The sequence below is a fragment of the Streptomyces sp. NPDC002573 genome, from assembly GCF_042889625.1.
Lineage (GTDB): Bacteria > Actinomycetota > Actinomycetes > Streptomycetales > Streptomycetaceae > Streptomyces > Streptomyces gibsoniae.
On record NZ_JBIARC010000131.1, the window covers coordinates 1 to 12073 of the forward strand.

General features: G+C 71.3%; 10 protein-coding genes and 1 pseudogene. 3 read left to right on the forward strand and 8 right to left on the reverse strand.

Going from position 1 to position 12073, the window contains the following annotated elements; translation table 11 throughout:
• Positions 1–247 precede the first annotated feature (247 nt).
• Positions 248–1435 carry an MBL fold metallo-hydrolase gene (locus ACFYX0_RS44445; protein ID WP_388980673.1) on the reverse strand — a complete coding sequence of 396 codons (1188 nt, stop codon included), beginning with the start codon at positions 1433–1435 and terminating at the stop codon, positions 248–250.
• 328 nt (positions 1436–1763) lie between these two features.
• On the opposite strand from ACFYX0_RS44445, the gene ACFYX0_RS44450 reads away from it, so the two are divergent.
• Positions 1764–2954, forward strand: a complete 1191-nt coding sequence (locus ACFYX0_RS44450; protein WP_388980675.1) for a Glu/Leu/Phe/Val dehydrogenase dimerization domain-containing protein — start codon at positions 1764–1766, stop codon at positions 2952–2954.
• Positions 2955–2989: 35 nt separating this feature from the next.
• Positions 2990–3589 carry a TetR/AcrR family transcriptional regulator gene (locus ACFYX0_RS44455; protein ID WP_388980678.1) on the forward strand — a complete coding sequence of 200 codons (600 nt, stop codon included), beginning with the start codon at positions 2990–2992 and terminating at the stop codon, positions 3587–3589.
• Between the two features lie 139 nt (positions 3590–3728).
• On the opposite strand, the gene ACFYX0_RS44460 is transcribed toward ACFYX0_RS44455, so the two are convergent.
• On the reverse strand, positions 3729–4514 hold the full coding sequence (locus ACFYX0_RS44460; RefSeq protein ID WP_355924378.1) for an SGNH/GDSL hydrolase family protein: 786 nt from the start codon (positions 4512–4514) through the stop codon (positions 3729–3731).
• A 181-nt stretch (positions 4515–4695) separates the two neighbouring features.
• Positions 4696–6768 (reverse strand): alpha-galactosidase, encoded by a 2073-nt coding sequence (locus tag ACFYX0_RS44465; protein WP_388980681.1) that lies wholly within the window; start codon positions 6766–6768, stop codon positions 4696–4698.
• 193 nt (positions 6769–6961) lie between these two features.
• Here ACFYX0_RS44465 and ACFYX0_RS44470 point away from each other — a divergent pair, with 193 nt between their 5' ends.
• Positions 6962–7759 (forward strand): tyrosine-protein phosphatase, encoded by a 798-nt coding sequence (locus ACFYX0_RS44470; protein WP_388980684.1) that lies wholly within the window; start codon positions 6962–6964, stop codon positions 7757–7759.
• Positions 7760–7810: 51 nt separating this feature from the next.
• On the opposite strand, the gene ACFYX0_RS44475 is transcribed toward ACFYX0_RS44470, so the two are convergent.
• The 5 genes and pseudogenes from ACFYX0_RS44475 to ACFYX0_RS44495 form a co-directional block, all read right to left on the reverse strand.
• Complete coding sequence (locus ACFYX0_RS44475) at positions 7811–7930, reverse strand: DUF6126 family protein (RefSeq protein ID WP_355924370.1); 120 nt, start codon at positions 7928–7930, stop codon at positions 7811–7813.
• Entirely contained in the window at positions 7927–8544 is a 618-nt protein-coding gene (locus tag ACFYX0_RS44480; protein ID WP_388980687.1) for a helix-turn-helix domain-containing protein, read from the reverse strand. The genes ACFYX0_RS44475 and ACFYX0_RS44480 overlap by 4 nt, the downstream gene beginning before the upstream one ends.
• A gap of 73 nt (positions 8545–8617) precedes the next feature.
• Positions 8618–10012, reverse strand: a complete 1395-nt coding sequence (locus tag ACFYX0_RS44485) for an aspartate aminotransferase family protein (protein ID WP_388980690.1) — start codon at positions 10010–10012, stop codon at positions 8618–8620.
• Positions 10009–11904, reverse strand: coding sequence for a 1-deoxy-D-xylulose-5-phosphate synthase (gene dxs / locus ACFYX0_RS44490; RefSeq protein WP_388980692.1), 1896 nt, complete (start codon positions 11902–11904; stop codon positions 10009–10011). The genes ACFYX0_RS44485 and dxs overlap by 4 nt, the downstream gene beginning before the upstream one ends.
• 29 nt (positions 11905–11933) lie before the next feature.
• Positions 11934–12073: pseudogene (locus ACFYX0_RS44495) on the reverse strand (4-hydroxy-3-methylbut-2-en-1-yl diphosphate synthase); the annotation flags it as partial.

Consider the following 12073-nt stretch of genomic DNA (forward strand, 5'->3'; position numbering starts at 1 on the left):
CCGAGCCGCCGGCTCCGGCGGCGGCCTGAGCCGTAAATCCCCGCTCAGCCCTGGAGGGTGACGAATCCCCTCCCTTCAGGGAGGGGAGCCTTCAAAGCCGTTCAGAGGGAACCGCACGCCAGGCTCGCTCCACAGGTCAACCGGTGACGCAGTGGCAAGGGGTTGCCGCCGAGTCCGGAGCAAACCGTAGCGATGGCCCGGGCGGAGTTCCCGCAGGGGAAGCTCGGCGACGAGAGTGCGGCAGCGCTCAGCCCTCCGCCACCAGGTCGAGGTCGTCGTCGCGCGTCGCCGTCCGGGGCACCTCCGGGACCGGCCACCGGGTGTCGGGCACGTAGCCGACACCGCGCCACCACGCCTCGCCCGGCACCACTCCCGCAGGCTCGAACGGCCGGCCCGGGACCGGGAGAGCGACCGCCTGGCCGACGGCGTCGGCGGCGGCCTTCGTCCACTCGCCGGGCTCGGCCCAGGCGTGCGGTGCCAGGTTGAAGGTGCCCCAGTGGATCGGCAGCATCACACCGTGCGGCTGCCCACCCTGCAGGTCGAGATGGGCGCGCATGCCCTCCTCGGGCGTCATGTGGATGTCAGGCCAGAACTCGGAGTACGCGCCGATCTGGATCATCGTGGCGTCGAACGGGCCGTGGGCGGCGCCGATGTCCTTGAAGCCGTCGAAGTAGCCGGTGTCACCGCTGTGGTAGATCCGGTGCTCGTCGCCGACCACGGACCACGACGCCCACAGCGTGTGCTGGGCGTTGCGCAGGGCGCGGCCGCAGAAGTGGCGGGCGGGCGTGGCGGTCAGGGTGATGCCGCCGACCTTGGTCGACTCGTGCCAGTCCAGCTCGCGCAGCCGGTCCGGGGACACACCCCAGTGCTCCAGGTGGGCGCCGACACCGAGGGGTATCGCGAACACGGTGTCCGTGCCGGCCAGGGCCTTGATGGTGGGCAGGTCGAGGTGGTCGTAGTGATCGTGGGAGATGACGACGACGTCGACCGGGCCCAGCGAGGCCAGCGGCAGGGGCACCGGGTGCAGCCGCCGGGGGCCGGCGAAGTCGAAGGGTGAGCAGCGCTCGCCCCACACCGGGTCGAAGAGCACCCGGTGCCCGTCGATCTCGGCGAGCACGCTGGAGTGCCCCATCCAGGTCAGCCGCAGCCCGGTCACCGGGGGCTTCGCCAGCTCGGCGTACGTCGTCGGGTGCACCGGGATCGTGCCGCTCGGGACCCGGCGGGCCCGGGACTCCTTGCGGAAGTAGACCTTCGCCAGTTCCAGTGTGGAGTTCCCGGACGGGCGGATCCGGGTGCCCGACGGGTTCACGAAGACGCCGTCCGCGAAGTTCGGCGATCTGCGGATGCGCGCCAGGCGCTCCCCGCTCGGATCCGCGCCGAAGGCGGTGGGCCGCAGCGCGCGGAGCCCGGAGCTCAGGGAACGGGAACCGGTCACGGGTCCTCCAGTGGAGTCGGTGGGGGCTTCCATTATGGGTGGGCCCTCGCACTGCGCCGGGTCGGCCATGTCACAGTGCGATGTCCCCGGCTCTCACCGCGCTGTGCGGGCCCGGAGGTCACAACGGGGTTCCGGGCCCTGAGCACCACAACCCCGGCCCGCACGTCCTTCTTCCGCGTCGCGGGGCCGAAGTGGGCGCGGGACGGCGGCGGGGAGCCGCGGCGGCGTTCCGGTTCGCCGTGAGTACGCCGCCCCCGCCCGCCCGTACGCTCCGCGGGACCTCGGGATGCGGGCGCACAACTGAACGGCTGGTCAGTACAGTGTGCGCATGACCATCGATCGGAACGCTCCCCTCCTGACGCTCGTGTGGACCGACCACATCACCGGCCGGCGCGGTTACCTCGTCGTCGACCGGCTCGTCCGCGGGGTGGCGAGCGGCGGGCTGCGGATGCGCCCGGGCTGCACGCTGGACGAGGTGGCCGGGCTGGCCCGCGGCATGACCATGAAGGAGGCCCTGCACTACCGCCCCGAGAGTCGCTATGTGCCCCTGGGCGGTGCCAAGGGCGGTATCGACTGCGATCCCCGGGCCCCGGAGGCGTACGACGTCCTCGTGCGCTATCTGCGCGCCATGAAGCCGTACGTCGAGAGTGTCTGGACCACCGGTGAGGACCTGGGGCTCACCCAGGACCTGGTGGACCGGGCGGCCGCCGAGGCGGGGCTCGTGTCGTCGGTGCAGGCGGTGTATCCGCTGCTCGACGACGAGACGGCGGCGCGCCGGCGCCTCGCGGACGCGTTCGCGGTCGAGGTGGACGGGATCGGGCTGGACGGGCTGGTCGGCGGGTGCGGCGTCGCCGAGTCCGTCCTCACCGCCCTGGACCGGGCCGGTGTGCCGTACGCGGGAACGCGCGTGGCCGTGCAGGGGTTCGGCACCATGGGCGGGGCCACGGCGCGCTTCCTGGCCCGGGCGGGGCTCGCGGTCGTCGCGGTCGCCGACATCAAGGGCACGATCGCCCATCCGGACGGGCTCGACGTGGAGGCGCTGCTCGCGGCGCGCGACGCGTACGGGACGGTGGACCGTGGGGCGTTGCGCCCCGACGACCGGGAACTGCCGGGCGACGCCTGGCTGTCGGCCGAGGCTGAGGTGCTGGTGCCGGCGGCGGTGTCGTACGCGGTCGACACGGCGAACCAGGCCCGGATCGGCGCCCGGTGGATCGCCGAGGCGGCCAACATGCCGGTGCTGCCCGAGGCGGAGGAACTGCTCGCGGCGCGCGGGGTGACCGTGCTGCCGGACGTGGTGGTCAACTCCGGGACGAACGCCTGGTGGTGGTGGACGCTGTTCGGTGACATCGAGGCGGACGCGGACGAGGCGTTCGCGTACACACGGCGGGCGATGCGGGAGCTGGTGGGCCGGATACTCGACCGCGCGGAGACCGACGGGACGAGTCCGCGGGCTGCCGCGCACGCTCTCGTCGCGGACCGGCTGCCGGTGATCTCGGAGCGCTTCGGGTCGTACCGGTGACGTAGGGTAGCCGCGTGACGAGGGTGCGATTGAGCGTGACCGAGCGGCGCGAGGAGTTGCTCCGGGCGGCCGTCAGTCAGATCGAGGAGCGCGGCGTGGCGGCGGTGCGCATCGCCGATGTGGCCTCGGCCCTCGGGGTGAGCAACGCGCTGGTGCTGTACCACTTCTCGACCAAGGAGAAACTGGTCGCGGAGGCCTTCGCCTACGCCGCCGAGGACGACCTGGCCCAGCTGCGCAAGCTGCTCGGCCGCCGTACGACGGCGCTGCGCCGGCTGCGCGCGGCGGTGCGCTGGTACGCGCCGACCGGGCAGGCCAAGGGCTGGCGGCTGTGGATCGAGGGCTGGGCGGCGGCGCTGCGCGAGCCCGCACTGCGGGAGGTGGCGCGCAACCTCGACCGGGAGTGGAAGGCCGCGATCACCGAGGTCCTGGCGGAAGGGGTGGCCGCGGGCGAGTTCCGCTGCCCGGACCCGGCGGCCACGGCGCTGCGGCTGACCGCGCTGCTGGACGGGCTGGCCGTGCAGATGACGGTGTACGAGGGCACGGTCTCGCGGGCGCGCACCCGGGAGTGGGTGGACGAGGCGCTCGCCGGCGAACTGGGCGTGGAGCGCGCGGAGTTGACGACGGCGAGGAGCTGACTCGCACCCGCCCCGCGACACCGTCACCGGGAGGCCCACCGCGGGGAGTCCGGGGTACGGCCCGCATCGGCCCCGGTCCGGGCCCCGGCTGGGGCTGTGGCCCGGACCGGGGCCGATGCGGGCCGCTGTCGCGACCGGTTCAGACCGCCTTGGCGATCCGCATCTTGATGTCGTCCGGCGACAGGGCGCCCTTGGCCACCACGCGGTCCCCGGAGGACTCGCCGCGCAGCCGGCGCCCGATCCACGGGACCAGGTACTCACGCGCCCAGTGGATGTCGTCGCGCCGCACCTCGAACGTGCCGCGCGGCGGCAGCGGCGGCCACGGCTGGTCCGGGTCGGCCGGGACCTCGATGCCGAGCACCTGGCCCGCCCGCAGGGCGACCCGGGTGTGTCCCTCGGGCGAGAGGTGGAGCCGGTCGTCATCCCAGGCGCGCCGGTCCTGGACCGTCTTCAGGGACCACAGGTCGAGCACCGGGCAGCCGTACCGGTCGGCGATGGCCCGGACATGCCCGTTGTACGTGGCGATCTTGCCGCGCAGATGCTTGAGCACGGGCACGTCGCGGGTGTCGAAGCCGGTGGTGACCATGACGGTGCCGACGGCGGAGGTGAGATCGGCGACGGCGCGCTCGAAGCGCTCGGCGACCTCGTCGGGGTCGGTGCCGGGCCGGATGATGTCGTTGCCGCCGGCGCAGAAGGACACCATGTCCGGGGCCATTTCCCGGGCCTTGGGTAGCTGGTCCTCGATGATCTGGTCGAGCAGTTTGCCGCGTACGGCGAGGTTCGTGTACCGGAAGTCACCCTCGGGACACAGGTCGGCCAAAAGTACCGCGAACCGGTCGGCCCAGCCGACGAACTGCCCGTCGGGGCCGGGATCGCCGACGCCCTCGGTGAAGCTGTCCCCCACCGCCACGTACGACCCGATCACTGATCTCTTGTCACTCTTCGAATCGTCTGCCACATCGGACCATGATTCACCCTTTGGTGTGAGCTACGCGACCGTAAGAAAGGGTTGACGGACGGTGAGATAAACCACTCGACTTGTTCGGGCCGATCCGGAATAAGCCCCTGAAGAGGGGTGTTGAAAGGCCCGACGTGCATCGGCGGACTCAGACGCGGTGCAGTCGGACGACCGCCGCGTCGAAGTCCCCGTGCAGCCCGGTCCGCAGACCATGGTGCAAGAGCACGGCACCCCGGTGCATTTCACCCGTTTCGCGGCATTCATACGTTGTCGTGGGGTCGAGCCCCCGAAGCCGCAGCGGTGCGACCGGCTCGCCGTGGTGCTGCGCTTGGAGCAGGGCGAGGACGACGGTCTCGTCGCCGAGGACGTACTGCACCGCGCTGAGACCCCCCTCCGGACGCCGCAGCCGATAGAGGTCGCCGCGCTGGACGACGGGGCGGATCTCCTTGTAGAGGCCCACCCAGTCACGGGCCTCTTCCAGCTCCTCCTCGGTCCACTCCGCCAGGTCGCCGCCGACACCGAGCACCCCGGCCATGGCGCTCACGAACCGGAAGCGCAGCGAGCTGACCCGCCCGTTGAGCTGGGTGTTGGGGCTGTCGGTGACCCAGGCGGCCATGACCCGGGCCGGATGGATCTGACTGAAGCCGTGCTGGATGGCGAGCCGGTCGAGCGGGTCGGTGTTGTCCGAGGTCCACACCTGGTCCGTACGACTCATGATGCCGAGGTCGACGCGTCCACCGCCGCCCGAGCAGGACTCGAAGGCGACCGAGGGGTGCGCGGCCCGCAGCCGGTCCACCAGTGCGTAGAGCGCGCGCACATGGTCGACCCACAGCCGCTGGGGATACGCGTCGACGGGCCAGCCGGCGTCGGTGAAGCAGCGGTTGAAGTCCCACTTCACATAGTCGATCGGGGCGCTGGAGAGCAGCCCGTCCAGCTGCTCCCACAGGTACTCCTGGACGTCCTCGCGGGCCAGGTTGAGCACGAGCTGGTTGCGGAACTCCGTCCGCCTGCGTCCCGGCTGGTACTGCACCCAGTCGGGGTGCGCGCGATAGAGGTCGCTGTCCGCGTTGACCATCTCGGGCTCGACCCAGATACCGAACTGCATCCCGAGGGCGTGCACATCGTCGGCGAGCGGCTTCAGACCGCTCGGGAAGCGGTCGGGGTTGGGGGTCCAGTCACCGAGCCCGGCCCGGTCACTGGTGCGCGCCCCGAACCAGCCGTCGTCGACCACGAACAGCTCGACGCCCATCGCCGCGGCGCGGCGCGCCAGCACCCGCTGCTGCTCCTCGGAGATGCCGAATCCGGTCGCCTCCCAGGAGTTGTAGAGCACGGGCCGGTCGCGGTCCGCGTCCGGGACGACGTACGCCCGCTGGTAGGCGTGCCAGGTGCGGCTCGCGCCGCCGAAGCCGCCGTCGCTCCACAGCCCGGCGAAGACGGGGGTGGTGAAGGTCTCCCCCGGCGCCAGCCGTAGCAGGCCCGAGTCGTCGTAGCCGGCGCCGCCGGTGATCTGCACCCGCGCGTCGGGGAGTTGGGCGACGGCGATCCGCCAGCTGCCCGACCAGGCCAGCGCGCAGCCGTAGACCTCGCCCCGCTCCTCGGTGGCGTCCGTGTCGAGCGCGACCCAGGGAAGGTGCTGGTGGCCGGTGTGGCCGCGGCGGCTGCCGATCACCTTCTCGCCGTAAGTGAGGCCGGACCGGACGAGCCGGGACTCGGCCGCCCAGCGGCCGTGCAGCTGCGACAGCCCCCAGCCCTCGCGCTCCGGCAGGGTCCAGGTGGCCGAGTCCGCGCGCAGCAGCTCCACCGGGGCGGCGCCGTCGTTGTCGAGGGTCACCCAGCGCTCGATGACATCGCCGCGCATCCGGTAGTGCAGGGTGATCCGCAGCCCCGCGTCGGTGAACCGCAGCCGCAGCTCCTCGCCGTCCGTCTCGTACGACTCGAAGGCCCACTCGGTGCCCCGGCGCTCCTCGGTACGCACGGACAGGGCGGGCCGTACGAACCGGGGGCCGCCCTCGACCGGGTACTCCTCGCGGCCGTCCAGCTGGGATTCGAAGGGCCAGTACCGGGGGGCGGGCAGGGTGGCGAGGGCCTCCGCGTCGGCGAGGGCGATACGCGGGCCCCAGTGCAGATGCAGCAGTTCGTCGCCGTCGGTGAGCCGGACCGCATAGCTGCTCCCGGGCCCCGACAGCAGCCAGGTACGTCCGTCAGCGCCGATCTCCAGCATGCGACCCCCACATATTCGAACAGGTACGGCCAGGCCTCAACATCATCGGGCCTGAGGTGCCTCCCGGGCAACGGCTACGGGCCGGGTTCAGCCTGGCGCCCCGTCCGCGATGATTGCTCTTTCAACCCATGTCGTATCGTCGAAGCGCGGCCCGTCGACGAGCAGCGTCGGCGGACGGATGGGAGGAGCCCCCGTGACGCAGCAGGTCCCGTCTACCGAGCCCGAGCTGACCGGGGTGCGCAACTTCCGCGACCTGGGCGGCCTGCCGACCGTGGACGGACGGCGTGTACGGCACGGAGTCCTCTTCCGCAGCGGGCATCTCGCCCATGCGACGGAGCAGGACGCGGCGTTTCTCGACGCCCTCGGTCTGCACACGGTCTTCGACTTCCGCAACGCGGCGGACATGAAGCTGGAGGGGCCGGACGTCGAGCTGACGGGCGTGCGGAACATCAACCTTCCGCTGACGGACCCGGCGGACGGCGCCGAGTTCTGGAAGATGGTCCGCGACGGCGACCTGGAGCAGCTGCGCGGGCTGCTCTCCGACGGCAAGGCCGCGAACCGCATGATCGCCTCGTACCGCACGATCATCCGGGAGCGCACGGCCGAGCACTCCCGGGTGCTGCACGCGATGGCGGAGGACAGCGTGCCCGCGCTGATGCACTGCGCCGCGGGCAAGGACCGTGCGGGGCTGTCGATCGCGGTGACGCTCATCGCCCTCGGGGTCGAACGGGACGCCATCGTCGTGGACTACCTGGAGTCCAACGCCAAGCACCGCCGGTACAAGGTGCACCGCAACGGCTCCTCCGCCGACACGTACTCGCCCGAGGTGATGGAGCTGCTCAGCCCCCTCTTCGACGCCCGGGTCGAGTATCTGGCGGCGGCACTCGAGACCGTCGAGGAGACGTGGGGCGGCGTGGACGCCTATCTGGAGCAGGGGCTCGGTGTGACTCCCCAGGTGCGGGAGCGGCTGCGCGAGCGGCTGCTGGACTGAGCGGCCCGGCCGCCGCACGGGACCGGGCCTCACGGCCCGGTCAGTCCCGCCCTACTTCGCGCCCACCGAGAACAGCAGCCAGATGAACGCGGCGAAGAGGTGGCCGACCGCGATGTAGATGATCAGCCGGACCCACAGGGCGCGGGGGAACTTGTCTTCCATTTTGCTCATGGCATTTCTCCAGGATGAGGACCGAGGCAGAGTGCGGTGAGCGGGCTCTGCAGGAGCGTGTGGACGAAGAGCAGATCGGTTCCGTCGTGATCTGCGGCCGCCAGTCGGTGCGGGGTCAGCGAGTCGAAATGGGCGCTGTCCCCCGGTTCGAGCACATGCGTGGTGTCGCCGAGGCGCAGCCGCAGCCGTCCCTTGAGGACGTACAGCCACTCCTCGCCGGGATGGACCCGCACGATGTCGCCCTGCGTCCCGTGCGGGACGTGGACACGGAGGGCCTGCAGCCCGCGTCCGGGCGCGCCGGCCTGCCAGTACGTCCAGCCGCCCGCCCGGGTCGGCTCCATGGCGGGGGAGCGCACGATGGCGTCCTGGTCTGCGACGGTCTCGCCGAGCAGCTCGGAAACCGTCGTACTGTAGACACGAGCGAGCGCGAGCAGCATTGGCAGCGAGGGCTGGCGCTGCCCGGTCTCCAGCCGGGACAGATGCGCGGGCGAGAGCCCGGCGGCGCGGGCCGCGGCCTCCAGGGTGAGCGAGGCCCGGCGGCGCAGCGCACGCAGCTGCGGCGCGACGGCGGGGAGGCCCTCGCCGGGGCCGGACTCGTTCTCGGGAGCGGTCATGCTCCCTATTCAGCCGCAGATTTGCCTCTGCGGCAAATTTATTGCCCCAGAGGCAAAGTCCTTGCGGTCCTGGTCAGCGGTTCGCCACCGCCTGCTTGATCAGTGTCTTTCCGAAGTCCCACATCAGGCCGCCGCCGTGGGCGTCGTCCATCACCGCGGTGAAGGCGTCCACGAACCGGTCGACGTCCTGCTCGTCGATGATCAGCGGCGGGATCAGCTTGATCACCTCCAGATGGTCGCCGGAGACCTGGGTGAGGATCCGGTGCCGTTGCAGCAGCGGGACGACGACCATCTGCGCGAACAGGCCCTTGCGGGCCGTCTGGAGCATGGTCCACCGCCCGCGCAGCCTGAGCGATCTGGGCCGGCCGAACTCGATGCCGATCATCAGACCCCGGCCGCGTACGTCGCTGAGCAGCTCGTACTTGTCCACGAGCGCGGTGAGCCGGGACTTCAGCTGCTCGCCGACGGCCCGGGCATTGGCGACGATCTGCTCGTTCTCCATGACGCTGAGGACCGCGAGCCCGGATGCCATCGCCTGGGCGTTGGAGCCGAAGCTCGCCGAGTGCACCAGCACCCGGTCCATCGACGAGTAGACCTTCTTGAAGATCCACTCCTTGCCGAGGGTGGCGCCGACCGGTACATAACCGCCCGAGAGCGCCTTCGCCACGCACACCAGGTCCGGTGTCACGCCGTCCTCGTGCTGGTAGGCGTAGAAGTCACCGGTCCGGCCGAGCCCGGTCTGCACCTCGTCGGCGATCAGCAGCGCCTTGTGACGGTGCAGCAGCTCCTGGGCGGCTCGCAGATAGCCGGGCGGGGCCTCGTGCACGCCCTTGCCCTGGATCGGCTCGACGATGAGGGCCGCCACGTCTCCCTTGTCCAGCTCCCGGGCGAGCGCGTCGAGGTCGCCGAGCGGGACCGGGGTGTCGGGCAACAGCGGGGCGAAGCCGTCGCGGAACCCGGATTCACCGTTCACCGACAGGGACCCGGTCGTCAGCCCGTGGAAGGCGTGGCTGCAGTACAGGATCCGCGGCCGGCCGGTGGCGTACCGGGCGAACTTCAGCGCAGTCTCGACCGCCTCCGTGCCGCTGTTGCCGAAGAACACCCGGTCCAGATGGGGGCTGTGCGCGAGCAGTCTCTCCGCCAGCAGCCCGGGCAGCGGCTGGCAGTCGAAGCGGGTGAGGTCGGCGAGCTGCGCGTCCAGGACGTCGTGCAGCGCCTTGCGGACCACGGGGTGGTGGCGGCCCAGGCCCATCACCCCGAAGCCGGCGAGCATGTCCAGATAGTCGTTGCCGTCCGCGTCCCAGAAGTGGGCGCCCTCGGCCCGCTCATAGATCTTGTCGAAGCCGATGGTGTGGAGCATGCGCGGGAGCTGGTGGTTGAGGTACCTGGCGTGCAGCTCGTAGCGCTCGGCGCCGCGCTCGGCTAGGAGCGCGCCGAGGTCGAACTCACCGCCGGAAGGGATGGTCATTCCTGTTTCTCCTTGGACAGCTCGTCCCTGGCGGTCAGGCCGGCGCTGATCCGCCCCGCGATCTCGACGGGCGTGAGACCGATGTCGGCGAGCACCTCGGCGCGCTTGGCGTGCGCGAGGAACTGCTCCGGGATGCCGAACCTGCGGACGGGTACGTCGACGTCGGCGTCGCCGAGCGCCAGCGCGACCGCGGATCCGACGCCGGCGGCGCGGCTGTTGTCCTCGACGACCGCGACCAGCCGGTGACCGGCGGCGAGTCCCGGCAGATCGGGGTCGACGGGCTTGACCCAGCGCGGGTCGACGACCGTGCAGCCGATGCCGCGGGCCTCGAGGAGGTCGGCGGTCTGCAGGCAGACGGGCGCCATGACGCCGACGGCGACCAGCAGCACCTCCGGCCGCTCCGCGCGGTGCAGCACGTCCAGGCCGCCCACGCGGTCCACCGCCGGGATCGCGGGGCCCACCGACTCCTTCGGGAAGCGGATCAGGGTCGGGGCGTCGTCGACCGCCACCGCCTCCCTCAGCTGCGCCCGCAGCTGGTCGGCGTCGCGCGGTGCGGCGATCCTCAGGCCCGGCACGACCTGGAGGACCGACATGTCCCACATGCCGTTGTGCGAGGCTCCGTCGACGCCCGTGACCCCGGCCCGGTCCAGGACGAAGGTGACGCCGCAGCGGTGCAGGGCGACGTCCATGAGGAGCTGGTCGAAGGCCCGGTTGAGGAAGGTCGCGTAGACGGCGACGACGGGATGCAGTCCGCCGGTCGCGAGGCCCGCCGCGGACACCGCCGCGTGCTGCTCGGCTATGCCGACGTCCCACACCCGGTCGGGGAACTGCTCCGCGAACCCGGCCAGGCCGACCGGGTTCAGCATGGCCGCCGTGATGGCGACGACGTCCTCGCGCTCCTCGCCGATCCGCGCGATCTCGTCGCCGAACACCGACGTCCACGAGGGGCCGCGGGAGGGCTTCAGCGGCGCGCAGGTGAGCGGGTCCATCACGCCGACGGTGTGGAAGCGGTCCTCCTCGTGGGCGAGGGCGGGCTCGTAGCCGCGGCCCTTCTCGGTCAGGCAGTGGATCAGCACCGGCCCGTGGAACCGCTTCGCGCGGCGCAGCGCCGACTCCACGGCCCGGATGTCGTGCCCGTCGATGGGCCCTACGTACTTGAGGCCCAGGTCCTCGAAGAGGCCCTGGGGGGCGAACGCGTCCTTGAAGCCCTTCTTCGCGCCGTGCAGGGCCTCGTAGACGGTGTTGCCGACGACGGGCGTGCGCTGGAGCACGTCCTTGCCCCAGGCCAGCACCTTCTCGTAGCCGTCCGTCGTGCGCAGTGTGGCGAGATGGTTGGCGAGTCCGCCGATGGTGGGCGCGTACGAGCGCTCGTTGTCGTTGACGACGATGATCAGCGGGCGGTCCTTGGCGGCGGCGATGTTGTTGAGCGCCTCCCAGGCCATGCCGCCGGTGAGGGCGCCGTCGCCGATGACCGCGACGACATGGCCCTTCTCGCCCTGGACCTGCCGGGCCTTGGCGAGCCCGTCGGCCCAGCCGAGCGCGGTGGAGGCATGGCTGTTCTCGATGATGTCGTGCTCGGACTCCTCACGCGACGGATAGCCGGACAGGCCGCCCTTGCCGCGCAGTTTGGAGAAGTCCTGACGCCCTGTCAGCAGCTTGTGCACATAGCTCTGGTGGCCGGTGTCCCACAGGATGCGGTCGACCGGTGACTCGAAGGCCCGGTGGAGCGCGATGGAGAGTTCCACCACCCCCAGATTGGGCCCCAGATGACCCCCCGTCCTCGCGACCGCGTGGATCAGGAACTCCCTGATCTCCTCGGCCAGTCGACTCAGGTCCGCCTCGGACAGTGCCTTCAGGTCACGTGGTCCCCGGATGCTCTCCAGAATCGTCACGCTCGGGCCCCCTCTCACGTCCGTGCTGTTCAACTCACGGTGACGGCCGGTTCTCCGGCCCCGGCGCCGTCCTCCTCCATCTGCTCGGCCAGCTTCATGGCCTCCTCGATCAGGGTCTCCACGATCTTCGACTCGGGCACCGTCTTGATGACCTCGCCCTTGACGAAGA